20 protein-coding genes and 1 tRNA gene are annotated in these 25267 nt (G+C 59.1%); 15 read left to right on the top strand and 6 right to left on the bottom strand.

All coding sequences use genetic code 11. The features are described from left to right. Positions 1–152 precede the first annotated feature (152 nt). Both OF385_RS11315 and OF385_RS11310 read left to right on the top strand, forming a co-directional pair. Positions 153–767: an FABP family protein gene (locus tag OF385_RS11315; protein WP_264275454.1), complete on the top strand. Its 615-nt coding sequence runs from the start codon at positions 153–155 to the stop codon at positions 765–767. 2 nt (positions 768–769) lie between these two features. Continuing rightward, positions 770–1852 (top strand): YgfZ/GcvT domain-containing protein, encoded by a 1083-nt coding sequence (locus tag OF385_RS11310; RefSeq protein WP_264275453.1) that lies wholly within the window; start codon positions 770–772, stop codon positions 1850–1852. Between the two features lie 93 nt (positions 1853–1945). Here OF385_RS11310 and OF385_RS11305 read toward each other — a convergent pair whose 3' ends face one another. The 4 genes from OF385_RS11305 to OF385_RS11290 all read right to left on the bottom strand — a co-directional run bounded on the left by OF385_RS11305 (position 1946) and on the right by OF385_RS11290 (position 5094). After that, positions 1946–2974: a 6-phosphofructokinase gene (locus OF385_RS11305; protein ID WP_022874159.1), complete on the bottom strand. Its 1029-nt coding sequence runs from the start codon at positions 2972–2974 to the stop codon at positions 1946–1948. Positions 2975–3230: 256 nt separating this feature from the next. Beyond that, positions 3231–3473 (bottom strand): PspC domain-containing protein, encoded by a 243-nt coding sequence (locus OF385_RS11300; RefSeq protein ID WP_264275452.1) that lies wholly within the window; start codon positions 3471–3473, stop codon positions 3231–3233. Between the two features lie 34 nt (positions 3474–3507). Next, on the bottom strand, positions 3508–3756 hold the full coding sequence (locus OF385_RS11295; RefSeq protein WP_264275451.1) for a hypothetical protein: 249 nt from the start codon (positions 3754–3756) through the stop codon (positions 3508–3510). A gap of 12 nt (positions 3757–3768) precedes the next feature. Beyond that, entirely contained in the window at positions 3769–5094 is a 1326-nt protein-coding gene (locus tag OF385_RS11290) for a PspC domain-containing protein (protein ID WP_264275450.1), read from the bottom strand. Positions 5095–5220: 126 nt separating this feature from the next. Between OF385_RS11290 and OF385_RS11285 the strand changes: the two genes are divergently transcribed. Together OF385_RS11285 and OF385_RS11280 are read left to right on the top strand one after the other, a co-directional pair. Next, on the top strand, positions 5221–6486 hold the full coding sequence (locus tag OF385_RS11285) for an ATP-binding protein (protein WP_264275449.1): 1266 nt from the start codon (positions 5221–5223) through the stop codon (positions 6484–6486). Beyond that, on the top strand, positions 6483–7151 hold the full coding sequence (locus OF385_RS11280) for a LuxR C-terminal-related transcriptional regulator (RefSeq protein WP_264275448.1): 669 nt from the start codon (positions 6483–6485) through the stop codon (positions 7149–7151). Before OF385_RS11285 ends, OF385_RS11280 begins: the two co-directional genes overlap by 4 nt. A 118-nt stretch (positions 7152–7269) precedes the next feature. Here the strand turns inward: OF385_RS11280 and OF385_RS11275 are convergent, their stop codons facing one another. After that, complete coding sequence (locus OF385_RS11275) at positions 7270–8469, bottom strand: pyridoxal phosphate-dependent aminotransferase (protein ID WP_264275447.1); 1200 nt, start codon at positions 8467–8469, stop codon at positions 7270–7272. 269 nt (positions 8470–8738) lie between these two features. On the opposite strand from OF385_RS11275, the gene OF385_RS11270 reads away from it, so the two are divergent. From OF385_RS11270 to OF385_RS11230, 9 genes are all read left to right on the top strand, one after another. Beyond that, positions 8739–8811, top strand: a tRNA-Trp gene (locus tag OF385_RS11270). Between the two features lie 116 nt (positions 8812–8927). Next, positions 8928–9176, top strand: coding sequence for a preprotein translocase subunit SecE (gene secE / locus OF385_RS11265; RefSeq protein WP_264275446.1), 249 nt, complete (start codon positions 8928–8930; stop codon positions 9174–9176). A gap of 74 nt (positions 9177–9250) precedes the next feature. Continuing rightward, positions 9251–10066, top strand: coding sequence for a transcription termination/antitermination protein NusG (gene nusG, locus OF385_RS11260; RefSeq protein WP_264275445.1), 816 nt, complete (start codon positions 9251–9253; stop codon positions 10064–10066). A gap of 129 nt (positions 10067–10195) precedes the next feature. Beyond that, complete coding sequence (rplK, locus tag OF385_RS11255; RefSeq protein ID WP_022874150.1) at positions 10196–10627, top strand: 50S ribosomal protein L11; 432 nt, start codon at positions 10196–10198, stop codon at positions 10625–10627. 135 nt (positions 10628–10762) lie between these two features. After that, entirely contained in the window at positions 10763–11467 is a 705-nt protein-coding gene (rplA, locus tag OF385_RS11250) for a 50S ribosomal protein L1 (RefSeq protein WP_264275444.1), read from the top strand. 602 nt (positions 11468–12069) lie between these two features. Then, the gene (gene ltrA, locus OF385_RS11245) at positions 12070–13407 is read left to right on the top strand and encodes a group II intron reverse transcriptase/maturase (RefSeq protein WP_264275437.1); all 1338 of its coding nucleotides are present in this window, start codon (positions 12070–12072) and stop codon (positions 13405–13407) included. A gap of 566 nt (positions 13408–13973) precedes the next feature. Further along, a complete protein-coding gene (gene rplJ / locus OF385_RS11240; protein WP_264275443.1) occupies positions 13974–14495 on the top strand; it encodes a 50S ribosomal protein L10 in 522 nt (173 codons plus the stop codon). Between the two features lie 72 nt (positions 14496–14567). Then, on the top strand, positions 14568–14942 hold the full coding sequence (gene rplL, locus OF385_RS11235) for a 50S ribosomal protein L7/L12 (protein ID WP_038992210.1): 375 nt from the start codon (positions 14568–14570) through the stop codon (positions 14940–14942). Between the two features lie 148 nt (positions 14943–15090). Then, entirely contained in the window at positions 15091–16260 is a 1170-nt protein-coding gene (locus OF385_RS11230) for an acyltransferase family protein (protein ID WP_264275442.1), read from the top strand. Here OF385_RS11230 and OF385_RS11225 read toward each other — a convergent pair. Further along, complete coding sequence (locus tag OF385_RS11225) at positions 16214–16711, bottom strand: aminoacyl-tRNA deacylase (RefSeq protein ID WP_264275441.1); 498 nt, start codon at positions 16709–16711, stop codon at positions 16214–16216. The genes OF385_RS11230 and OF385_RS11225 overlap by 47 nt on opposite strands. 634 nt (positions 16712–17345) lie before the next feature. Here OF385_RS11225 and OF385_RS11220 point away from each other — a divergent pair. Next, a complete protein-coding gene (locus OF385_RS11220) occupies positions 17346–20852 on the top strand; it encodes a DNA-directed RNA polymerase subunit beta (protein ID WP_264275440.1) in 3507 nt (1168 codons plus the stop codon). A 97-nt stretch (positions 20853–20949) separates the two neighbouring features. Next, positions 20950–24840 carry a DNA-directed RNA polymerase subunit beta' gene (locus tag OF385_RS11215; RefSeq protein ID WP_264275439.1) on the top strand — a complete coding sequence of 1297 codons (3891 nt, stop codon included), beginning with the start codon at positions 20950–20952 and terminating at the stop codon, positions 24838–24840. The last annotated feature ends 427 nt before the right edge of the window (positions 24841–25267 follow it).

Here is a 25267-nt window from a genome sequence, read left to right as displayed (position 1 = left end):
AGGCACTTGTCGTGATCGCCGGCCTAGGCATGGCGGGCTTCGCAGGCTTGGTAGTAAAGCGCCTGTTCCAGGGTCAGAAGTAAAAGCAGCGCACACAATAACGTGTGCGCTGTTTTTCATTTCACCACTGACGAATTAGGAGCGAGTAGCCCATGGCATTTGATCTCCCTACGGACCTCACCCCGGAACTAGTACCTTTCGCATGGCTCATCGGCACTTGGGAAGGTGCTGGCCGACTTGGCGAAGGCGAAGCCGAGGACGAGTACTTTTGGCAGCAAGTCACCTTTCGTGACGTCGGCGGCCCATATCTCGAATACCGCAGCGAAGCGTGGCTCACCGAGGCCGATGGAACCAGGCTGCGGATTCTTGCCGTGGAAAACGGCTTCTGGTCCCTGGACCGCGAGCAGCAGGACGCTGACGCTGGCCCAGGCATGACCCCCGGCGACATTTTCCCGGTCTTGCGTTCCGCTGACGACGTGCAGAAGCTTCACACCGATGAAGGCTTCAAGATCCAGGCGCACATCGTGCAGCCAGGCGGCATCTCCGAGTTGTACTACGGCTTGATCGATGGACCACGCATCCAGTTGGCTACCGAAGGCCTGCTGCGCAGCAAAAACGCCAAAGCCTATGCTTCCTCGACCCGCATCTACGGATTGGTCAATGGCGAGCTGTTCTGGCGCTGGGATGTCTCCGAAGGCAACCTGGACCTGAAGGCACACGCCTCGGCTGCGCTCAAGCGCGTTGCCGCTGAAGACTCGGTGAACTGATCATGAGCACTGGATACCAGTCGGTGCTTCTGCAGCGCGAAGGCGCGGTGGAAGCGGGTGGCGTAGATGCCGGCGTGGCCGCACACTACGGCGCCCCCACGCGTGAAGCACGCAAGCTGGCAGAAGGCCAGGCCATTGCCGACCTGAGCCACTTTGATGTGCTGGAGATCCGCGGCGATGATCGCCAAAGCTGGCTCGATACGCTGAGCACCCAGCGCATTAATACCCTACAGCCGGGCCAGAGCACGCAAACGCTGCTGCTCTCGGTGCAGGGCCGCGTTGAGCACGAGATGAAGGTTCTGGCTGACCAGGACCGCCTGGTGCTCATCGTCGAGCCTGGCGCAGGCGAATCCCTGGAGCAGTTCTTGAACTCGATGCGTTTCATGTTGCGCGTTGAGGTCAACAACCTCTCGCAGACCCATGGCGTGCTTGCTGCCACCCGCCCCATTCCAAGCGCCGGAGCGCTGGCATGGATTGATCCATGGCCAGGTGTTGCTCCCGGCGGGTGGGCCTACTCGCGCGAGGACCACCCGGGCAAGGACCGTCCGTGGCTTTTGCATGTTGTGGCCGTTGACGAGCTGGAAGCAGCTGTGGCCGATGAGGAATTGGCTGGCATGATGGCGGTCGAGGCCTTGCGCATCGCCGCGTGGGAGCCGCGCTTCGGTGCCGAGATCGATGAGAAGACCATTCCACATGAGCTGGACTGGCTGCGCACCGCAGTGCATCTGGAAAAGGGCTGCTACAAGGGGCAGGAAACGATTGCCCGGGTGCACAACATCGGGCACCCTCCGCGCCGCGTCGTATTCCTGGACCTCGACGGTTCGATGCACACCCTCCCATCCACTGGCGCCGAGGTCAAGCTGGGCGAGCGAACCGTTGGGTACGTTACTTCGGCAACCTTGCACTATGAGGCAGGACCGATTGCCTTGGCCATGATCAAGCGCAACGTGGATCCAGAATCCGTGCTGAGCGTTGTTGATGGCGAAACCAGCTATCCGGCGTCCCAGGACGTCATCGTGGCTCCCGACGCCGGCCAGGTGGCGGGACGATTCACCGGCTTCCTGCGCACACCGCCGCAGGGCTAGGAACAACTAGGACTTTCCAGGCTGCATTAACTGAATAAACGGATGGCACGAGAATGATGATCTTTCTCGTGCCATCCGTTTAACTGTCCGGAATTATCCGAAGAGGATCGCGGCTTCCTCGTAGCGGTCCATCGGCACGCGCTTGAGGTTGTTCAATGCGGCGCGCAACGGCACACGCAGAACCTTGGTTCCGTGCAGTGCGACCATGGTGCCCCACGCATTTTCGTTCACCGAATTCGTCGCAGCCATGCCCAGGCGGGTGGCCAGCACGCGGTCGAAAGCGGTAGGAACGCCACCGCGTTGGATGTGTCCAAGCACCGTAGCACGGGTTTCAATGCCGGTGCGCTCTTCGATGACCGGTGCCAGCATCTCGCCGATGCCGCCCAGGCGTGCGCGCCCAAAGGTATCCACTCCGCGTACCGAGAACGCTTCTTCCATGCCTTCGGGAACGAAGCCCTCAGCGACAACCACCAACGGAGCGCGGCCGCGTTCGTGGGCTTCGGATACCCACTCGCAGATCTGTTCCATCGGGGTTGAGACCTCGGGAATCAAGATGGCGTGGGCGCCAGAAGCCATGCCGGCGTGCATGGCGATCCAGCCAACGTGGCGGCCCATGACTTCAGCGACCATGCAGCGGTGGTGCGAGTCGCCGGTAGTGCGCAAGCGGTCGATAGCCTCGACCGCGATCTGGTTGGCGGTATCAAAACCGAAAGTGTAGTCGGTGGCATCCAAGTCGTTGTCGATGGTCTTGGGAACGCCGACAATCGGCAGGCCCTCGGCGCACAGTCGCTGGGCGCCGGCCAGAGTGCCTTCTCCGCCGATGGCGATCAGGGCATCAATGTTGTTGTCCTTGAGCACGCGGGAGATGTTTTCCGCGCCGCCCAGCTCGCCTTCGAAAGCGTTGGTGCGCGAGGTACCCAGGATGGTGCCACCCTGCTTGGCAATGCCTCGGACCGCGGTACGTGGCAGGTCGAAGAAGTCGCCCTCCTTGACACCGCGCCAGCCATCGCGGAAGCCAACGAATTCATAGTCGTAGCTCTTGATGCCGTTCAGTACGGCTCCTCGGATGACGGCATTCAGGCCTGGGCAGTCTCCGCCCGAGGTCATGATTCCAACGCGCATTGGGCCTCGCTTCGTAAACTAGGAAGGCTTCATGCTGCAGGTAGGGCGCCGTCACATGGCAACGGCACGAGGGCAACGAAGTCTTCCATTCGGATGTCAATTAATTTCCGCGCGCCATCGAGCATCAATTCTGCATGACAGTCTACGTGCTTAAAGCCACAAGGGCGAGTTGCACGTCACCGAAGTGACCGCATCTCGCCCTGTGGCGGGAGCTATTGCCGTGAATTCCGCGAAACATTGCGGAAATCTTGAGGTCCTAGAACTTTCGCAGCCAGTTCTGCAAAATGATGCTGTTGTCCTGGCCCGGGATCAGCAGCCACGCAACAATGTAGGCGCCGATGCCGAAGACCGGCAGGAGGAAGGACAGCAGCAGCGCGATTCGCACGATGGTGACGTCCCAGCCGAACTTGTCAGCGATGCCGCCGGCGACACCGCCAGCCATGCGGGAAGGGCCGCGGCGAAGTGGCATCGAACGAAGGGAGTTGAAGAACTTGTCCATGGTGGATCTCCTTGAATCGGTGGGGTTCGAAAAGCTAGAGGTTGGGGTCGGTGGGTGCGGGAATCTCCGAGTCGCGCTGGCGGTGCTTGCCAGCTGCAGAGAGTCCCGAGATGATCATGGCGACCCCGGCAAAGGCGACCACGATGATCAATAGCAGCGGCATGTCAAAGCTCCAGTGGAAAAACGTGCGGCTCAAGGTCGCTAGCGACACCACAATCAGGATCAGGCCGAAGACCAGGGTCCCGGTGGGGAACTTAGTAGTTTGCGAAGAATCATTGCTCAAGTTGCTCAGTCCTTAGAATTCCGGGGTGACGACGGTGGGCGTGGCGGTGGTGGCAACTTCGGTGCCGAAGGAGGTGAACAAACCGTCGACTTCAACCGTCAGCAACGGTGCGTCATCAGGCAGCTGGCGTTGATCCTGCGGCAGTTCAAGATCCATCTGCGAGTTGAAGACTCCGTCCGACGTCACCTTCACCGGGACGTTGGCCGGGAGCTTCAAGTCCAGCCGGGAGAACACGGAATCAACTTCCACCGTAGTCGGGGTGGTGATGGAATCCAGGTAGGTCAGGTCAATCGTGGAGCGGCTGAACACGGCACTGTACTCGTTGCCGCCGGGTTCGGATCGAACTGCCTGGCGGCCCTCGGTGCCAAAGGAAGAGCCCGAGAAGACCAAGGTCAGGACCAGCAAGGGAATGCCCAAGCCCAAGAGCCCGCCACTGGTGCGCCGCACCAAGGCGGCCAGCACAATGGCGAGGCCGGTCACCAGCAGGCCAGCCGCCAGGGCGACGCCCCAGCCCGAACCCGGCAAATCGAGAATGTGCAGGTAATCGGCGCAAAGCACCGCGGCGATCACCAGGATGCTCAACCCGACCACGGTGGTGGCGACCCACGATGAAATGGGCGGCGCGGCCTGCGCTTTGCGGGTAGCCTTCGAGTGGAAATTTTCCTGGGAGTACGGGCGGGTGTACTTGGGATCAGGCGAATACGCGTACTCGTAACTGCCGGAGTGAGGTTTTGGGTCCGGGATCTCCGAAGCCATGGTGTCCTCCTGATCTTTCATGCTCTTGGTGGCGGGCTCGGTACCCGATGGCGCGCTGCTGCTAAAGGTGAACCCATCCTTGCGCCAAGGCTTTTCCATGGCCGTGGTGTGGACGGTGGAAGACGGCTGGGCTTGTGTCTTCGCTGGTTTTGCGGGCCGGGGCCTGTCGAATTTCGTATTCTTCCGGCTGAAGATGATGAACAGCACCCCGGCGACAATGGCTATTGGCCACAACACCGGTGCGACTGAATCGAGGATCCATTGCGCCGGGAAGATTCCCAGAACCACAAGCACCACGGCACCGGTCATGCCGCTGGTCCACTCCTTGCTGATTGCTCGTTCCAAGTGGATGCGGCCCTGCTGGTCGGGCAGCATCGCCCAGGCCAGTCCGTAGAGGATGAGCCCCAGGCCTCCGAGGAAGCTGAGCACGACGATAATGCCGCGCGCCAGAATCACATCGATCTTGAAGTAATCGGCTACTCCGGTGGCAACACCACCCAGCCACCGCGACTCCTGGCGGATGAATGGCGATTTGCTCAGCTGGCTGAAAAAGCCTCGACGCTCGGACCCTGAATTGTTCATAGCTCCATGTTCTCGTGATCCACTGGATCACCGCTATGAGGGGATACCCTGAACTTCCCCTAGGGGTGCCCCTAGATGTGGTGATCAACCACCAGAAAACGGGCATAACGTGCTTGACTTAGAACTATGGAAAGTCCGGAAAGAAGCCTCTTGGTGCGCAGCGAGCAGCGCATGATCGCTGGCGTCAGCGGGGGACTGGCAGCGCATCTGGGAATTCCGCTGAACTACGTGCGTCTGGGTTTCATCGCCCTCACTGCGATGGGCGGAGTAGGCATCCTGCTCTACGCCTGGCTGTGGGTCTTCGTGCCAAGCGCGGAGGAAGCTCAAGCCGATGAGGCCAGATCATGGGGGACAAGAACCCGCAGCCTTGCCGAAGAGATGAACCGCGTCCAGCAAGGATTTATGCGCACCAGGGAAGGGTGGGAAAAGAACTCCTCCTGGCGCGAAATGCTCATTGGCGCCGGGCTTCTGGTGCTGGCAGTCTTGGCCTTAGGGCAGTGGGCGGGATGGAATATCCGCTGGGATCTGGTCTGGCCCTCATTGGGAATCATCGCCGGTATCCTCCTGGCCTGGCTGCAACTGGATGAACAGGTTGCCGGGCCAGGCAGGAAGAAGTCTGCTCCATTGCTGATCCGCCTGGGCCTGGGCCTGTTGCTGGTGATCGGTGGCCTGCTGACCCTCCTGAGCGGATCCGTTGGCGTAACCGACCTGCTTGGCGGCATGTGGGCGGCCCTGGCCATACTGGTTGGCGCCGTGGCGGTCCTCTTGCCGTGGGGGACACGGCTGTGGCGGGATTTCCTCGCCGAGCGAAGCTCCCGGCAGGCCGCGGCGCAACGCGCGGAGTTCGCCGCGCACCTGCATGACTCGGTGTTGCAGACCTTGGCCGTGATCCAGAAGCGCAGCGATGACCCGGCCGCGGTGCGAACTCTGGCCAGAATCCAGGAACGTGAACTGCGCCAGTGGCTCTATGGCAACCAGGATCTTGATGACGAGGACGTCGTGGTGGAAGTCCAGCACGAAGCCAACGATATCGAGCAGCTGCTGCTGCGCGATGTCGAAGTCATTGCTGTCGGCAACGCGCAGGGCTTTGAAGGGCAGCAGGCCCTGGTGGCGGCTTCCAGGGAAGCGATGATGAATGCGGCCAAACACGCGCCGGGCAAGATTTCCGTATATGTCGAATGCACTGAGCACGCGGTGGAGGTTTTCGTCCGCGACCGCGGCGAGGGCTTCGACCTTGACGCCATCCGCGAAGACCGGCACGGCGTGCGCGAGTCGATCATTGGACGCATGCAGCGCGCTGGCGGTTCGGCCGAGATTCGCAGCAGCGAGACTGGCACCGAGATTCAACTGAGCATGCCTCGAAATACTACGCAGGAAGAACCGCAATCATGAGTACCGAAAATACGGCCCGAAGCTATCGAGTAGTCCTCGTTGACGATCACGCGATCTTTCGTTCGGGCCTCAAAGCTGACCTCGCGAGCGACATGCACATCGTCGGCGAAGCCGGAACCGTGGAAGAAGCCATCGCCGTGATCACCGAAACGAAACCCGACGTGGTGCTGCTGGACGTTCACCTTCCAGGCGGCCGTGCCGGCGGAGGTGCTGAAGTGCTGAAAAATTGCGCGCAGCTTCTGGGATCCACCAAATTCCTGGCCCTCAGCGTTTCCGATGCGGCTCAAGACGTGGTCACGGTGATTCGCGCCGGAGCCCGCGGGTACGTCACCAAGAGCATTTCCGGCGTGGAAATCTCCGATGCCGTGCGCCGCGTGGCTGCCGGGGACGCGGTCTTTTCGCCGCGCCTGGCCGGATTCGTGCTGGACGCTTTTGGCAGTGGCACCGCGGTTTCAGACATCGATGAAGAGCTGGATCTTCTCTCGGACCGCGAACTGCAGGTGATGCGCCTGATTGCCCGAGGCTATAGCTATAAGGAAGTGGCCACGGAATTGTTCATTTCGGTGAAAACCGTGGAGTCACATGTATCGAATGTCTTGCGCAAGCTGCAGCTTTCGAACCGCCACGAGCTCACCCGGTGGGCTGTTGACCGCAAGATCCTCTAGATACGGCCGTGCTTTCTGCATGCATGAAAATGCTCCCCGAAAGTTGTTGACTTTTATAGTCCAACTTTCGGGGAGCAGTTCAATTCCTTGGGCCGCCCTTGGTGCGTTGGATTGGCGCTTACTTGGCTTCGCCGAGTAGCTTCGCGATGCGCTCAACGCCTTCGGCGAGGTCTGCGTCGCCCAATGCGTAGGACATGCGGATGTAGCCCGATGGTCCGAACGCTTCGCCTGGGACCACGGCGACCTCAGCCTGCTCGAGGATGAATGCTGCCAGCTCGGCGCTGGTGTTGTTCACGACGCCTCGGATTTCGCGGCCGAGCAGGCCACGGACATCCGAGTAGGCGTAGAACGCGCCTTCGGGGGTAGGGCAGTGCAGGCCGTCGATGGCGTTCAGGCCTTCGACGATCGCCAGGCGGCGGCGGTTGAATGCGGTCTTCATTTCGTTGACCGCATCCAGCGGGCCGGAGACGGCGGCCAGGGCAGCGCGCTGCGATACGTTGGCAACGTTCGAAGTAGCGTGCGACTGCAGGTTGGTGGCGGCCTTGATGACGTCGGCTGGACCGGCCATCCATCCCACGCGCCAACCGGTCATGGCGTAGGTCTTGGCGACGCCGTTGAGCACAACCACGCGGTCTTCGAGTTCTGGTGCGAGGGTGGCGATGGAGCTGAAGCTCGCATCCCCGTAGGTCAGGTGCTCGTAGATTTCGTCGGTGACAACCCACAGGCCCTTGGAGGCAGCCCACTGGCCGATTTCGCGCACCTGCTCCGGCGAGTACACAGCGCCGGTCGGGTTCGATGGCGAAACGAACAGCAGTACTTTGGTGCGTTCGGTCAGCACGGATTCGAGCTGCTCAACGGTGACCTTGTAGCCCTGTTCCGGGCCGGCGAAGATCGAAACCGGCTTGCCGCCGGCCAGCTGGATGGCTTCGGGGTAGGTGGTCCAGTACGGAGCCGGGACGATGACTTCGTCTCCTGGATCCAGCAGGGTGGCGAAGGTGTTGTACACGGCCTGCTTGCCGCCGTTGGTCACTAGGACCTGGGATGCGGAAATCTCGTAGCCGGAATCACGCAGCGTCTTTGCGGCAATGGCTTCACGCAGTTCTGGGAGGCCGGCAGCAGGGGAGTAGCGGTGGTTCTTCGGATCGGCTGCTGCTTTCAGCGCGGCTTCGACGATGTAGTCAGGCGTTGGGAAGTCAGGCTCACCGGCACCGAACCCGATGACTGGGCGCCCAGCGGCTTTCAGTGCCTTGGCCTTGGCGTCGACTGCGAGGGTCGCGGATTCGGAGATTGCGCCGATGCGGCGAGAAATTCGAGACATGTGAGAATTCGTCCTGAAGTCTATGGGGACAGCTGTTGGTTCCAGTTTAGTTCCCTGATCCCCAGAACAATGGACCATGAGTGAAAATGACATTGTCGATACGCGGGGCAGGCTGATCCATGCGTTCTGCGCCACACCTTGGGTTGTCAGTTCGACAATTGCGATTTCGTTGCGTAAAGTTATTTCTCGTTGCCGAGACATCGACACGGAAAGAGCTTGGAGCTTTCATCCGCTAAGATGTTCTAGGTGGGAGCTGAGAAAAGCTCCGAAGGGTAGTGGCGCAATTGGTAGCGCAGCGGTCTCCAAAACCGCAGGTTGCAGGTTCGAGTCCTGTCTGCCCTGCGCAGTAGCGATTTATCGCTCAGCGAATTATCTCACGTCACGGTGTGTTGTGGTCGGTCAGGCTACGACGCACCGTGATTGTTTCAACTGGACAAAAAATTGAAACGAGGAAGAACGTGACCGAATCTGCTCTTGACTCTGGTAAGGGTAAGCAGAAGAGGGGCTTTTTTGCCCAAATCATGCTGTTTTTCCGTCAGGTAATCGCGGAACTTAAGAAGGTAGTCACCCCGACCCGCAGCGAATTGCTCAATTACTTCTTGGTAGTTGTCGGTTTCGTCGTCGTGGTGATGCTGATCGTGACGGCCCTGGATTTCGTCTTCGGGCAGGGTTCGATCCTCCTGTTCACCAAACAGGTAGAGCAGTAAGTTTAGTTGCCTCGGAGGTATAATCGCCCCGAGGCAATTTCAGTGTCATTCAGTCAAAGAAAGCAGGAGCTGCAGTGTCCGACAAGGAACTCGAACCGCAGATTAATGACGAGGTCGAAAACGAGTTCGTTGAAGCCGACAGCGATCAGGTAGATGCAGCCACTGAGGTTGATATCGACTCGGCCGAAGCCCCAGCCGCAGATGCTGAAGATGCTCAGGTTGCTGAAGCCGACGCCGAGGTTGAAGGAACCGAAGCCGAGGTAGCTGGCGAAGACAAGGTAGCCCGGCTCAAGGAAGAATTCCGCTCGAAGCTGCGCCGCCTTCCGGGTGACTGGTTCGTGATCCACACCTACGCCGGCTACGAGAACCGAGTTAAGGTGAACCTCGAAACCCGTATCCAGACTCAGGATATGGAAGAGTTCATCTACGATATCCAGGTGCCGATGGAAGAAGTCGTTGAGGTGAAGAACACCCAGCGCAAGATCGTCCGCCGCGTGCGCATCCCTGGCTACGTACTGGTACGCATGGAGCTCACCGACGCTTCCTGGGGTGTTGTTCGACACACCCCAGGTGTCACCGGATTTGTTGGTAACGCCCATGATCCAAATCCGCTGAACCTTGATGAAGTGTTCTCCATGCTGGAGCACACCGTTGTTGACCCGGTAGAGCAGCCATCGGCATCGAAGCCGGGCCGCGCTCCAATCACCGAGGTCACCGTGGACTTTGAGGTTGGAGAATCGGTCATCGTCAACGATGGTCCATTCGAGACGATGCCGGCCACGATCTCGGAAATCAAGCTGGAAGCAGCACAGCTGGTCGTATTGGTTTCGATCTTCGAACGTGAAACCCCAGTGACCCTGAACTTCAATCAGGTCACCAAGATCCAGTAGTATTAAGTCTTCGTGCCCCGTATCGGTCGCTTATCGATGTGAGGGCGCGCTTGGCTGTCGCGCCACGATAGCCAGATCCCCGTACCACGCTCCTGTGCTGCGGGAACCGCAAGAGTAGAAGGACCCGACATGGCCCCAAAGAAAAAGGTCACCGGACTCATCAAGCTGCAGATCCAGGCAGGTGCTGCTAACCCAGCTCCGCCAATCGGTCCAGCCCTTGGTCAGCACGGCGTCAACATCATGGAATTCTGCAAGGCTTACAACGCAGCGACCGAGTCGCAGCGCGGTAACGTGATTCCAGTTGAGATCACCGTATACGAAGACCGTTCGTTCACTTTCATCACCAAGACCCCTCCTGCAGCTGAGCTGATCAAGAAGGCTGCTGGCGTTGCAAAGGGTTCCGGCACCCCTCAGTCCCTGAAGGTAGCCAACCTGACTCAGGCACAGGTTGAGGAAATCGCCACCGCCAAGATGGCTGACCTCAACGCCAACGATCTGGCTGCTGCAGCCAAGATCATCGCCGGTACCGCTCGCTCCATGGGTGTCACCGTAGAAGGCTAATTCCGCCTTCCGCTGTTCACCTGTTGGATAGCACTTCAGAATTTAATCTAAGGCGAGGCGATCACCTGATCGATTCGCCCGTGGCAGGACCGCGCGCGGTCCAGATGACCACGACTGCATAAGGAGATAACGCAGATGGCAAAGCGCAGCAAAGCATACGTAGCCGCCGCGGCTAAGATCGATGCCGACAACAACGTCTACACTCCAGCCGAGGCAATCGCCCTGGCTAAGGAGACCGCAGGCGAGAAGACCAACTCGACCGTTGAGGTTGCTTTCCGCTTGGGTGTTGACCCACGCAAGGCAGACCAGATGGTTCGCGGTACCGTCAACCTTCCACACGGCACCGGCAAGACCGCTCGCGTGGTAGTTTTCGCCAATGGCGACAAGGCAGAAGCAGCTCGCGAAGCTGGCGCCGACTTCGTTGGCTCGGACGACCTGATCGAAAAGATCCAGGGCGGCTGGACCGACTTCGACGCAGCAGTTGCAACCCCTGACCTGATGGGCAAGGTTGGCCGCTTGGGTAAGGTACTGGGTCCACGTAACCTGATGCCAAACCCTAAGACCGGCACCGTGACCATGGACGTCACCAAGGCTGTTAACGACATCAAGGGCGGCAAGATCGACTTCCGCGTCGACAAGCACTCGAACCTGCACTTCATCATCGGCAAGGTTTCGTTCGATGCCAAGCAGCTGACCGAGAACTACGCTGCAGCTCTCGAAGAGGTACTGCGCCTGAAGCCTTCGGCTTCGAAGGGCCGCTACATCTCGAAGGCTACCCTCGCAACCACCTTCGGTCCAGGTATCCCTGTTGACCCGAACGTGACTCGCGTCGAGGCCTAAGCCTAGTAGCTTGACTCATTGAGGGAGCATGCCGCATAGCGGCATGCTCCCTCGGTCTTGTACGCCCAGCATGGGCATTTACTTGGAGGTGAAAGTCCTCTGGCCGAGAAGGTGGTTTAAGGCTTAGCTGAAGGCAACTGCGTCACCGCGAGGTGGGGTGGGAAGGAAGCCGGAGGCAAACCTCTGCACTGAGGAACACGAATCACATATAAGGCATGTTTGTCGGGGTAAGCCAGCAAGAGATGGTGAAGCCCGCTCCATCAAAACGGCAGGTGTGTAAATGTGGCAGGCGCAGGGTGAAAGTGAATGTTCTTATCTGGGGAGGTCTGTCCCAGTGCACCACCAGTCCTTGGACGGGTGGGGCGGTTCTGGTCGTGAGGTCAGATACTGATGGGGCAGAAGTCAGCAGAGGTCATAGTACCTGCCTGGGAATCGCGTCGGGTGAGGAACCCGATCGTTTGCCCGAGACCCGTTGTGGTTGATGAGGGAGGCAGGGAAGGGCTGAACGCTGGGAATTGATGGACTGAAGCATGAGTTCTCGTGCTCACGCGATCATCGCAGAAAACCCACGGACGTGGTGGGGCAGAGGGAGGATGGTACCGGTGAATCCGGGAGAGTATTTTCTTGCGCGTAGCGTTGAACCGGTGGCTGATGGGGAAGACATCAGGGATCAACAAGTCGATCTGTGGGAGCAGGTGTTCTCGCGAGGGAACTTGTTGGTTGCATTGAAACGTGTTGAGCGGAATAAGGGTTCTGCCGGTGTTGACGGCCTTGAAGCGCATGAGTTGCGCGCATGGTGCCATGAGCATTGGATGGAGACTCGGAAGGCGCTTGATGCTGGAACGTATGCGCCGTTGCCGGTGCGTCAGGTGATGATTCCGAAGCCTGACGCTGGGGAACGGATGCTGGGTGTTCCGTCCGTGTTGGATCGGTTGATTCAACAGGCTCTCGCGCAAGTCTTGTCCCCGATTTTCGATGAGGGGTTCGTGCCGGTCTCCTACGGGTTCCGGCCGGGCAAAAGCGCCCACGACGCTGCTTCGATGGCTCGTGAGGCCATCGAGCAGGGGTATCGGTGGGTTGTGGAGGTTGATCTTGATGCGTTCTTTGATCGGGTGAACCATGACGTGCTGATGTCCAGGGTTGCGCGGAAGGTGAAAGACAAGCGAGTTCTGAAGCTTGTTCGCAAGTATTTGACGGCTGGGATCATGGCGCAGGGTGTTCGCCGGGAAACGGTGGAGGGAACCCCGCAGGGGTCTCCTTTGTCGCCGTTGCTCTCGAATATCATGTTGGATGATTTTGATCAGGAGTTCTGGTCGAGGGATCACCGTTTCGTGCGGTATGCCGATGACATCAGAATTTTTGTGAAGTCGAAACGGGCAGCTCAACGGGTGCTGGATCAGGCGACGAAAGTCCTTGAACAGCGTTTGAAGTTGAGGGTCAATCGGCAGAAATCAGTGATCAATCCGGCGAGTGTAGCTACGTTGCTGGGTTTTGGTTTCTACTTCGTCAAAGGGTCGAAAGTCAGGATCAAGGTTGCTCCGAAGGCGTTCAAACGCATGAAGCAACGGATCCGAGATCTGACTTCTCGGCGGTGGAGTGTGTCGATGGACTACCGTATCGAGCAGTTGAATCGTTTTGTTCGGGGTTGGATGGGCTACTTCCGGTTGTCTGTGACGCCGGGGAAGTTCTCTGATCTTGATGAATGGTTCAGGCGCCGTTTACGTCAGATCCGCTGGAAGGAGTGGAAGCTTCCTCGTACTCGGGTGGCGAATCTTCGCCGTCTGGGGATTGTTAAGGATAAGGCTTATCAGTGGGGGAACAGCTCGCGTGCCTTTTGGCGCGTGGCGAAGTCCCCGATTCTTCACCGTGCCTTGCCGACTTCCTATTGGGAGGAGTTGGGTGTGGTGTTCTTTCGCCGGGCTTGGGAGCGTTTTCAGTGACCTAGCGAACCGCCGGATGCGGGCCCGCATGTCCTGGTGGTGTGAGAGGTGGGGGCTAGACACCCCCACCTACTCGATTAACCAACAATCCTCAATGAATCCTGCGAACTTCGTGTGGGGTTAGGAAACGATAATTGCCGGTGATAGGCTGTGACTGCCGATTATTTCGGTCTCCTGCGTATGGATCCCCCAAGGTCATACGCCGGTGAGGTTTAGAAGTTCCCCAAGCTTCTAGACCCGGCGGGTCTTAGTTGCCCGCGTTCCCCAAGCGCTGGCAACTAAGCCCCGTCACCTCAAACTTTTCCCAGTGACCAGTATCATGCGCCCAGGGCGCAACTTCGATTTGGTGCGCCGGCATCCTCTGGCCTAGACTGGAACTACCGAAGACCGTCGGTTGAACAATTGGTTTCCAACTGTTCCTAAAGGTCCGCAAGGACGACCAACGCAGGTTACATAGATTTGCTTTAACTTGAATGAGTTGAACTGCCCTGTGCTCCTGCGCGGGGCTATTTTTATGGCCTCGCCGGTTTTGAAACGGTACCGAACAAATCCCCGGAAGGAGTGTTATGGCAACCCCGAGCAAGACTGCAGCGATCGAAGAAATCACTGCGGACTTTAACGAAGCAACCGCGGCTGTCTTGACCGAATACCGTGGGCTTACCGTTGCACAGCTCAAGGATCTGCGCCGCTCGCTTGGTCAGGAGACCAAGTACGCAGTTGTAAAGAACACCTTGACCGCAATCGCAGCCAAGAACGCTGGCATCGATGCATTCGATGAGCAGCTTTCCGGCCCAACCGCAATCGCCTTCGTAAAGGGCGACGCTGTTGCAGCTGCTAAGAGCCTCACGGAATTCGCCAAGACCAACGACAAGCTGGTTATCAAGACCGGCTGGTTCGAAGGCAAGGCGCTGGACCAGAGCGGCATCGCTGCACTGGCCGCACTGGAATCCCGCGAAACCCAGCTCGCTCGCGTTGCTGCAGTTCTGCAGGCTCCGGCCTCAGCGGCTGCTCGCGTCGTCGATGCACTGCGTGCAAAGCTCGAAGAGAACGGTGGCGCTGCCGCCGAGGAAGCTCCGGCAGAAGCCTAGGCTTTCGCGATCTCTCGCAACGTAATCCCAAATTCATTAGGCCCTCGGGCCAATACCGAAAGGACGCCAACCATGGCGAAGCTCAGCAACGAAGAGCTGCTTTCCGCATTCAAGGAAATGACCATCATCGAGCTTTCCGAGTTCGTTAAGGAATTCGAAGAGACCTTCGACGTAACCGCTGCTGCAGTTGCAGTTGCCGGTCCTGCTGCTGGCGGCGAAGCTGCTGCAGAAGAGAAGACCGAATTCGACGTTATCCTCGAGTCGGCTGGCGACAAGAAGATCGCAGTGATCAAGGAAGTTCGCGGCATCACCTCCCTGGGCCTGAAGGAAGCTAAGGAGCTCGTTGACGGCGCTCCAAAGGCTCTGCTTGAGGGTGTTGCAAAGGACGCTGCCGAGAAGGCCAAGGAAGCTCTGGAAGCTGCCGGCGCTACCGTCACCGTTAAGTAAGTTCCGCGGTCACTCGCAACTTATTGCTGAGGGGTCCACAGGCGAAAGCCTGTGGGCCCCTCAGCCGTTAACTGGCACTTTCAGCAGAATTGTTTTATAACGTTTCTATTAACAGCGTTTATTCAAGTTCATTGCATACGCTACTTATGTGTCGAATTCTCTAACTCCACGGACCCACGCACCTGCGCCGAGACTTGGTCTACTAGACGCACTGCGTTTCACCGCTGCCTTGATAGTGGTGTTCTACCACTACACGGCCTGGGGACACGAACACTGGGGGACTAAGGCCCCGGAATTCTGGCCGGTACTCTCTGAATTCACCCGCTATGGACAGCTAGGCGTCCAGCTCTTCTTCCTGATCTCGGGCTTCGTCATCCTGATGTCCCTGCAAGGCAAGAACGTCATAGGATTCATCGGATCACGAGTCGGGCGACTGTATCCCGCCTATTGGGTGGCGGTCATCGCCGCCGCAGTATTGTCATTGAAAATCTGGCCAGCAGGCAACGATGGGCGCACCACCGGCGACATCCTGCCCAACCTGACCATGATGCAGTCGGCGTTCAATATCCAGGATCTTGATGGCGTCTACTGGACGCTTTGGGTGGAACTGCGCTTCTATATTCTGCTGGCTATCCTCTTGGCCATAGGACTGGTCAAGAACCAGCACATCATGTGGCTCTGCGCGCTCTGGCCTGCTATCGGCTTGTACCTGCACGTCACCCAGCTCGACGAGGTCCAGAACTGGTTCGCCGGACAGTACGCGGCGCTCTTCGCCGCAGGCATGATGCTGTACCAGATCTACCAAAGCGGCCATACCCTCATGCGGTGGCTGCTGCTGATCTTCGACACGGCTATCGCGGCCTTCTTCACCGGAATCAAGGGGCGTTTCGACGCTGGTTATCTCTCCGGACTCGACGTGCCGGCCTGGCACTTCCAGGTACTCGCCGTCGCCTGCGTGGCCCTGTTGGCCATTTGCACGCTTACCCCGCTCAAGCACATCCAAGCCAAATGGATGGCTGTTGCCGGTTCTCTGACGTTCCCGCTCTACCTGTTCCACCAGCTGTGGGGTTGGTGGCTCATCGAAGAACTGCACGGCACCATCAACAAGTATGTGCTGCTCTTCGGATTGGTCGCAGTCATGCTCGGCTGGGCCTACCTCGTAGCCCGCTTCGTCGAGAAGCCGCTGGGATTGCCACTGCGCAATGCCACCATCAGGTCGCTGGCCTTCGTGGCCGACGGGCTCATGAAGGCGCGCAGCCGTCCGCCGCTATCTATGCCGGAGCCGAAATATCAGCAATCGTGGCATCAAAGCCGGTAACCAGGTCCTTGGGGCGAACCAGCAAGCCATGGCCTCGATCGCCGCTGCCTAGGCCGATATGCTCCGGAACCGGCTCATCGAAGACGCTGGCATCGATGAACACCGGCAGCACGGTATGCGAGCCGAACGGAGTGATCGTCCCGCTTTCGTAGTGCGTGACATCCCAGGCCACATCCTGTTGGGGAAGCGAGAGCTTATTGACGCCCAGCTGGCTGCGCAGCTTGGCCCAGTCCAGTTTGCGGCCACCGGGAATCAGCGCGAACACGAAGGTGTCATCGGATTTCTTGATTACCAGGGACTTGAGCAGATGGGCTGGCTGGATACCTAGTGCTTCAGCTGCTTCCTCCAAGGAGTCCACCTTCTGGCGCGGCACCAGCTCGATGGGGATATTGCGGCGCGAGGCGTCGAGGGTAACCCGGGTCAACGCTTCATCTGACTGCAACTTATTCATTGGATCTCCTGACCGTCGATGTTGGCCCCAGCATAGCCATAAGGGCTTGAAGATTCCACGACGTCCGGACGCACGTTCGGTGGGGACCGGCCGCAGGCCGCTATCCACAGACCAGGGAATAGAACACCTGTGCCAGTGGTTGAAAAGTCGAAGAAGAATTTCAACTGTCGTGTGAAAGCTTGTCCGCGGGGCTCCGAACGTCCGTTGGATGAGACGACATCAGCGATGTGACAAAACGCATAAAGCTTCAAGTTTGCAGACGCCGTGGGCTTTGGCGAACAGTCGCGTGTCATGCCCGCCATGCCTGTTTCTGGCGAAAAACAGCGGGATCAGTAGGCTAAATGCTCGTTGCCTAAGCCTTCATCCAATGAGGTGGAAATCAGCGGATGTTCGCAGTTCCCGGGCTCTGTGCCTGGTTGGGAATTGAAGGGCGAAAACTATAGCACGGATTTGTGCACCGAGTATCGACAACCGCAAATTACTCCGGTAGAGTAGAAATTTGCGCCTTACTGTTTGCGCGCGCGGCCTTCATATAGCGGTGGGTTCGTGCGGTCCAAAACGAGGGACTGTCCTATGGCAGGTACCTTAGCACGGTAAGCGTTCGGAAACCTGACGGTCTTTGGAAGGATCCATCTTGGTCGCCTCGAGCAACCCTAACAACCAAACCGCTAGTTCGGCTCGCGATGCTGCATACGCTGGCCGACTTTCTTTTGCAAAGATTCACGAACCACTTGAAGTGCCTAACCTGTTGGCATTGCAGACCGAGAGCTTCGACCGCCTCGTCGGCAATCAGAACTGGGTAGAGCGTCTTGCCAAGGCAGAAGCCGCTGGCGACTTCAGCGTGCCTAACACCTCGGGCCTGGCTGAAATCTTCGAGGAAATCTCCCCCATCGAGGACTTCCAGGACACCATGTCCTTGAGCTTCTCGGAGCCGGAGTTCGCTGATCCCAAGTACTCGATCGCAGAGTGCAAGGACCGCGACGCCACCTACGCGGCACCGCTGTATGTCAAGGCCGAATTCATGAACAATGAAACCGGCGAAATCAAGCAGCAGACCGTGTTCATGGGCGATTTCCCGCTGATGACCGAAAAGGGCACCTTCATCATCAACGGCACCGAGCGTGTTGTTGTGTCCCAGCTGGTGCGCTCCCCAGGCGCATACTTCGAGTCCGCACCGGACAAGACCAGTGACAAGACGATCTACTCGGCACGTATCATTCCATCGCGTGGTGCATGGTTCGAGCTGGAAATCGACAAGCGCGACCAGATCGGCGTACGCCTGGATCGCAAGCGCAAGCAGTCGGTTACCGTGCTGCTGAAGGCTCTGGGCTGGAGCGAGGAGCAGATCCTCTCCGAGTTCGGCCAGTACGATTCGATGCGCGCTACCTTGGAAAAGGACAGCATCAAGGACCAGGACGAAGCGCTGCTGGATATCTACCGCAAGCTGCGTCCAGGCGAGCCTCCAACGGTTGAGGCTGCCCAGGCTCTGTTGAAGAACATGTACTTCGAGCCTAAGCGCTACGATCTGGCCAAGGTCGGCCGTTACAAGCTGAACCGCAAGCTCGGTGTCGAGACTCCGGTTAATGCTGAGAACGCATCGGTGCTGGCACTGGACGACCTCGTTGCCATGATCCGCTACCTCGTAGCACTGCACGCTGGCGAGAAGACCGTTCAGGGCACCCGCAAGGGCGAGATCGTCGATATCCCAGTGAACATCGATGATATCGACCACTTCGGCAACCGCCGCATCCGCGCCGTGGGCGAACTGATCGAGAACCAGGTCCGCACCGGCCTGTCCCGCATGGAGCGTGTTGTGCGCGAGCGCATGACCACCCAGGACGTCGAGGCCATCACCCCGCAGACCCTGATCAACATCCGTCCTGTCGTTGCTGCCATCAAGGAGTTCTTCGGAACTTCGCAGCTCTCGCAGTTCATGGATCAGAACAACCCGCTGGCCGGCCTGACCCACAAGCGCCGCTTGTCGGCTCTGGGCCCAGGCGGTTTGTCCCGTGACCGCGCCGGCATGGAAGTTCGAGACGTTCACCCGTCGCACTACGGACGTATGTGCCCGATTGAAACTCCCGAAGGCCCGAACATTGGTCTGATCGGTTCGCTGGCAACCTACGGCCGCATCAACGCCTTCGGCTTCATCGAAACCCCATACCGCCGCGTGTCCAACGGTGTCGTCTCCAACGAGGTCGACTACCTGACCGCGGACGACGAGCTGCAGCACTTCATCGCACAGGCCAACGCGCCTCTGGACGAGAACGGCCGCTTCGTCGAAGAAACCGTATTGGTTCGTGAAAAGGGCGGTGGCGGCGAGCCTGTTATCGTCGACGCGTCTGAAGTGACCTTCATGGACGTTTCGCCTCGACAGATGGTTTCCGTGGCAACCGCGCTGATTCCATTCCTCGAGCATGACGATGCCAACCGAGCACTGATGGGCGCCAACATGCAGCGCCAGGCTGTGCCGCTGCTGAAGTCCGAGCGCCCGCTGGTTGGTACCGGCATGGAGAAGTTCGCGGCAGTTGACGCCGGCGACTCCGTGGTGGCTTCCAAGCCAGGTGTAGTGACCGAGGTTTCCGCTGACCTGGTTGTTGTCATGAACGATGACGGCACCGAGTCGATGTACCCGATCATGAAGTTCGCCCGCTCGAACCAGGGCAACGCCTACAACCAGCGCGTGCGCGTGTCCGAAGGCGACCGCCTGGAATTCCAGTCGATCATCGCCGACGGCCCGTCCACCGACTCCGGCGAGCTCTCCCTGGGCAAGAACCTGCTCGTGGCATTCATGTCCTGGGAAGGCTACAACTACGAGGATGCGATCATCCTCTCCCAGCGCATGATCTTCGACGACGTGCTGACCTCGATCCACATCGAAGAGCACGAAGTCGACGCCCGCGACACCAAGCTCGGCGCCGAGGAAATCACCCGCGACATCCCGAACGTCTCGGAAGACATCCTCTCCCAGCTTGATGACCGTGGCATCGTCTACATCGGCGCCGAGGTTGAAGCCGGCGACGTCCTGGTAGGCCGTGTCACCCCTAAGGGCGAAACCGAGCTGACCCCGGAAGAGCGCCTGCTGCGTGCCATCTTTGGCGAGAAGTCCCGCGAAGTGCGCGATACCTCCCTGAAGGTTCCGCACGGCGAGTCCGGCACCGTGATCGGTGTTCGCATCTTCGACCGCGACAACGACGATGACCTTTCCCCTGGTGTGAACCAGCTGGTCCGCGTCTACGTTGCACAGAAGCGCAAAATCTCGATTGGTGACAAGCTCGCAGGCCGTCACGGTAACAAGGGTGTCATCTCGCGCATCATGCCGCTGGAGGACATGCCATTCCTGGAAGACGGCACCCCGCTGGACGTCATCCTGAACCCACTGGGTGTGCCAGGTCGTATGAACGTCGGCCAGGTTATGGAAATCCACCTGGGCTGGGCTGCCAAGCAGGGCTGGAAGATCGAAGGCGAGCCTGAATGGGTCCGCGATCTGCCGAACCTGCCACGCGAGTCCGGTTCCACCACCGTGGCAACCCCGGTCTTCGACGGCGCTTCGGAAGCGGAAATCCGCGGCATCTTGGATTCGACCAACAAGACCCGTGACGGGGTGCGCCTGATTGGCAACTCCGGCAAGGCGAAGCTGTTTGACGGCCGCTCCGGCGATCCGTTGCCAGATCCGATCTCCGTGGGCTACATGTACATCTTGAAGCTCCACCACCTGGTGGACGACAAGATCCACGCCCGTTCCACCGGTCCATACTCCATGATCACCCAGCAGCCACTGGGTGGTAAGGCCCAGTTCGGTGGCCAGCGCTTCGGTGAAATGGAAGTTTGGGCACTGGAAGCTTACGGTGCCGCTTACACGCTGCAGGAAATCCTGACCATCAAGTCGGATGATATCCACGGCCGCGTGAAGGTCTACGAAGCTATCGTCAAGGGCGAGAACGTTCCAGAGCCTGGTGTTCCAGAATCGTTCAAGGTGCTCATCAAGGAAATGCAGTCGCTGTGCTTGAACGTCGAGGTACTGGGTACCGACGGCAACACTATCGAAATGCGTGAGTCGGACGAGGAATCGTTCCGCGCCGCTGAAGAGCTGGGCATCGACCTTTCACGGTCGGAGCCGAACTCCGTAGAGGAAGTTTAATTCGACGCGCTGCCTGCAGGATGCTGCAGGCAGCGGCGGAGAATCCAACCCTCATTCGTATCGACTTCAGACACCACAGAAGAGAGAAAAGGACCATATGTCCAGCGATTCCTCATTCGGCCTCATGCGAATCAACCTTGCCACCGCGGAAGAAATCCGTGGATGGAGCTACGGCGAGGTCAAGAAGCCGGAAACCATTAACTACCGCACCCTGAAGCCGGAGAAGGACGGTCTTTTCTGCGAAAAGATCTTCGGCCCTTCCCGCGATTGGGAATGCTACTGCGGCAAGTACAAGCGCGTGCGCTTCAAGGGCATCATCTGCGAGCGTTGTGGCGTAGAGGTGACCCGTGCGAACGTTCGTCGTGAGCGCATGGGCCACATCGAGCTTGCTGCTCCAGTGACCCACATCTGGTACTTCAAGGGCGTTCCATCGCGCTTGGGCTACCTGCTTGATCTGGCTCCGAAGGACCTCGAAAAGGTCATCTACTTCGCTGCCTACATGATCACCAGCGTGAACGAAGACCGTCGCCACGCTGAAATGCCTAACCTGCAGGCCCAGCACGATCTGGAACTGCGCAACCTGGCAACCAATGCCGAAGCCGACAAGAAGGCCGCTGCAGCCGACCTGGAAGCGGAGCTGGAGCGTCTGGAAGCAGACGGCGCCAAGAACGCCGAGCTGAACAAGGCACGCACCCTGGCCGAGAAGACTGTGCTGCAGATCGACAAGCGAGCCAAGGCCGAGGCCGAGCGCCTGCGTGCAGTATGGGAGCGCTTCAAGAACCTGAAGGTCGCTGACCTTGAAGGCGACGAAGGCCTGTACCGCACCATGCGCGAGAAGTACGGACTGTACTTCGAGGGCTCCATGGGTGCAGAAGCGATCCAGAAGCGCCTGGAGAACTTCGACCTGGCTGCTGAGGCTGAAGAGCTGAAGACCGTCATCGAGAACGGCAAGGGCCAGAAGAAGGCCCGCGCCCTCAAGCGCCTGAAGGTCGTCAACGCATTCCTGGCCAATGGCAACTCGCCACAGGGCATGGTGCTCGACGCCGTTCCAGTGATCCCGCCAGAACTGCGCCCAATGGTCCAGCTCGACGGTGGCCGTTTCGCCACCTCGGACCTGAACGACCTGTACCGCCGCGTGATCAACCGCAACAACCGCCTCAAGCGCCTGCTTGATCTTGGTGCACCTGAGATCATCGTGAACAACGAAAAGCGCATGATGCAGGAAGCTGTCGACTCGCTGTTCGACAACGGCCGCCGTGGCCGTCCGGTCACCGGGCCGGGCAACCGTCCGCTGAAGTCCCTGAGCGACATGCTCAAGGGCAAGCAGGGTCGTTTCCGCCAGAACCTTTTGGGTAAGCGCGTCGACTACTCCGGCCGTTCGGTCATCGTGGTCGGCCCGCAGCTGAAGCTGCACCAGTGCGGTCTGCCTAAGCAGATGGCCCTGGAGCTGTTCAAGCCGTTCGTGATGAAGCGCCTGGTTGACCTCAACCACGCACAGAACATCAAGTCGGCAAAGCGCATGGTCGAGCGCTACCGCCCTCAGGTCTGGGACGTTCTCGAAGAGATCATCACCGAGCACCCGGTATTGCTCAACCGTGCACCAACCCTGCACCGTTTGGGTATCCAGGCCTTCGAACCACAGCTGGTTGAAGGCAAGGCCCTGCAGCTGCACCCATTGGTTTGTGGCGCATTCAACGCTGACTTCGACGGCGACCAGATGGCAGTTCACCTGCCGCTGAGCCCCGAGGCACAGGCTGAAGCCCGTATCTTGATGCTGTCCTCGCACAACATCTTGAAGCCTTCCGATGGCCGTCCAGTGGCATTGCCTTCGCAGGATATGATCATCGGCCTGCACCACTTGACCACCAAGCGTGCCAACGAGATCGGCGCAGGTCGCGTGTTCTCCACCATCTCCGAGGCCATCATGGCCAAGGACCGTGGCGAGCTGCACTTGAATGCACCGATCAAGGTTCGCGTGCCGAACTTCGTTCCTTCTGACGAGCAGCCTGCTCCGGAAGGCTGGGAGCCAGGCACCGACGCACTGCTGGAGACCTCGCTGGGCCAGGTGCTGTTCAACGACACCCTGCCTGAGGATTACCCATGGGTTGCCCGCGTGGCCGGCAAGGATGCACTCTCGGAGATCGTCAACGATCTGGCTGAGCGCTACCCGAAGGTCATCGCGGCAGCTACCTTGGATAACCTGAAGGATGCCGGTTTCTACTGGGCTACCCGTTCGGGCGTCACCGTGGCCATCTCGGATATCACCTCGAATATGGACAAGGCCGCAATCCTTGCGCCATACGAAGAGCGTGCCGCCAAGGTCCAGGCTTCCTACGACAAGGGCCTGATTGCAGATACCGAACGTCGCCAGGACCTGATCGACATCTGGACCAAGGCTACCGATGAGGTTGCCGAGGCCATGAAGAACGGCATGGAAGAGCTGAACACCATTAACCGAATGGTGACTTCCAAGGCCCGTGGTAACTACCTGCAATTGCGTCAGATTGCCGGTATCCGTGGCCTGGTGTCCAACCCTAAGGGTGAAATTATTCCTCGTCCGATCAAGTCTTCCTACCGTGAAGGCCTGTCGGTTCTGGAGTACTTCATTGCAACCCACGGTGCCCGCAAGGGTCTGGCCGATACCGCACTGAAGACCGCAAACTCGGGTTACCTGACCCGTCGTCTGGTCGACGTTTCGCAGGACGTTATCGTCCGCGAAGAGGACTGCGGTACCAAGCGCGGCTTGACCGTTGCCATTGCGGATAACTCCGCTGGCATCCGCGTCAAGCACGAAACCGTTGAGAACTCGGCTTACACCCGTACGCTGGCTGCCGACGTCAAGGACGCCGAAGGCAACGTACTGGCAACCGCCGGTTCCGATGTGGGCGACGTTCTGATCGATTCCCTGTACAACGCAGGCGTGGATGAAATCCGCGTCCGCTCCGTACTGACCTGTGACTCGGCTGTCGGAACCTGTGCACTGTGCTACGGCCGTTCGCTGGCCAGCGGCAAGACCGTGGACATCGGCGAGGCTGTCGGCATTATCGCCGCACAGTCCATCGGCGAGCCCGGTACCCAGCTGACCATGCGTACCTTCCACACCGGTGGTGTAGCGTCGGCTGACGATATCACCCAGGGTCTGCCTCGTATTCAGGAATTGTTCGAAGCTCGTACCCCAAAGGGTGTGGCTCCGATGTCCGAGGTCACCGGTCGCGTGTCGATCGAGGACGACGAGAAGCAGCTGCGCGTTGTGGTTACCCCGGACAACGGCGACGAGAAGCAGGCCTACCCGGTTCTGCGTCGTGCTCGCCTGCTGGTCGAGGAAGGCCAGAACATCGTTGCCGGTACCCAGCTCACTTCCGGTACCTTGGATCCGAAGCAGGTTCTTCGAGTCCTCGGCCCTCGTGAGGCACAGAAGTTCCTGGTCCGCGAGGTCCAGGACGTGTACCAGTCCCAGGGTGTAGGCATCCACGATAAGCACGTGGAAGTCATCGTCCGCCAGATGCTGCGTCGCGTCACCGTGATCGAGTCCGGCGAAACCGACTTGCTGCCAGGCGAGTTGGCTGACCGTTCCCGCTTCACCGCTGCGAACCGCAAGGCTGTCACCGAAGGTAAGCGTCCAGCTGCCGGCCGTGACGAGATGATGGGTATTACCAAGGCATCGCTGGCTACGGACTCGTGGCTGTCGGCTGCTTCCTTCCAGGAAACCACTCGCGTCCTGACCCAGGCTGCGATGGAAGGCAAGGAAGATCCGCTGCGCGGTCTGAAGGAGAACGTGATCATCGGTAAGCTGATCCCGGCCGGTACCGGTCTGGATCGCTACACCCAGGTCAACGTCGAGCCAACCGATGAAGCAAAGGCAACTTTGTTCACCGGCACCTCGGCCTTCTCCTCGGGTCTGTACGACGATGCATTGGACGGCGGGCTGTCGCCTGAATTCCGTGCCATCTCGATGGACGACTACGACCACGGTTCGGACTTCCGCTAAACCGGATTGAACGCCGCTAGGTAGTTGACCCGACGCCTGCCCACACCAATGTGTGGGCAGGCGTCGGGCGTTTAACCGCTTTGTTGCCGGCCCGCCGACCGCCGACCGGTGCCCAGATGCTGGGTGACGGCGGGGGAGTGGCACGGTCAAAGGGTAAGAAACTAGTGGGAAAGTCCTCTGGGTGATAAAACCACTGGAGACTAACTCTCAAGCATGGGTTCGAACTCGTCGAACTGCAGGCGCCACCTCAGGTTCAGGGGCTGGTCACCTGCGGGCCGGATACCGTTCAGTTGGTGGCGATAGTCTGCCTCTGCGAGACTGCAAGCCTGGTTCCACACCAGGCGGAATCAGCGGTGCGACGGTGATTTCGGTTACTGGAGATGGTGGGCCGGAGGATTCATGCTAGACTGAAACCAATTGTTTTATG

The sequence above is a fragment of the Glutamicibacter sp. JL.03c genome, assembly GCF_025854375.1.
Classification (GTDB): Bacteria; Actinomycetota; Actinomycetes; order Actinomycetales; family Micrococcaceae; genus Glutamicibacter.
Note: the sequence above shows the minus strand (reverse complement) of the source record. Positions and strands in the feature narration are given on the sequence as shown.

Bases quoted from the DNA above. Each gene is read 5' to 3' on its own strand.
- OF385_RS11285 (WP_264275449.1), top strand. From the start codon at position 5,221: ATGGAAAGTCCGGAAAGAAGCCTCTTGGTGCGCAGCGAGCAGCGCATG.
- OF385_RS11215 (WP_264275439.1), top strand. From the start codon at position 20,950: ATGTCCAGCGATTCCTCATTCGGCCTCATGCGAATCAACCTTGCCACC.
- rplA (WP_264275444.1), top strand. From the start codon at position 10,763: ATGGCAAAGCGCAGCAAAGCATACGTAGCCGCCGCGGCTAAGATCGAT.
- rplK (WP_022874150.1), top strand. From the start codon at position 10,196: ATGGCCCCAAAGAAAAAGGTCACCGGACTCATCAAGCTGCAGATCCAG.
- OF385_RS11315 (WP_264275454.1), top strand. From the start codon at position 153: ATGGCATTTGATCTCCCTACGGACCTCACCCCGGAACTAGTACCTTTC.
- OF385_RS11290 (WP_264275450.1), bottom strand. From the start codon at position 5,094: ATGAACAATTCAGGGTCCGAGCGTCGAGGCTTTTTCAGCCAGCTGAGC.
- OF385_RS11280 (WP_264275448.1), top strand. From the start codon at position 6,483: ATGAGTACCGAAAATACGGCCCGAAGCTATCGAGTAGTCCTCGTTGAC.
- OF385_RS11275 (WP_264275447.1), bottom strand. From the start codon at position 8,469: ATGTCTCGAATTTCTCGCCGCATCGGCGCAATCTCCGAATCCGCGACC.
- OF385_RS11310 (WP_264275453.1), top strand. From the start codon at position 770: ATGAGCACTGGATACCAGTCGGTGCTTCTGCAGCGCGAAGGCGCGGTG.
- OF385_RS11300 (WP_264275452.1), bottom strand. From the start codon at position 3,473: ATGGACAAGTTCTTCAACTCCCTTCGTTCGATGCCACTTCGCCGCGGC.
- rplJ (WP_264275443.1), top strand. From the start codon at position 13,974: ATGGCAACCCCGAGCAAGACTGCAGCGATCGAAGAAATCACTGCGGAC.
- OF385_RS11305 (WP_022874159.1), bottom strand. From the start codon at position 2,974: ATGCGCGTTGGAATCATGACCTCGGGCGGAGACTGCCCAGGCCTGAAT.
- rplL (WP_038992210.1), top strand. From the start codon at position 14,568: ATGGCGAAGCTCAGCAACGAAGAGCTGCTTTCCGCATTCAAGGAAATG.
- OF385_RS11225 (WP_264275441.1), bottom strand. From the start codon at position 16,711: ATGAATAAGTTGCAGTCAGATGAAGCGTTGACCCGGGTTACCCTCGAC.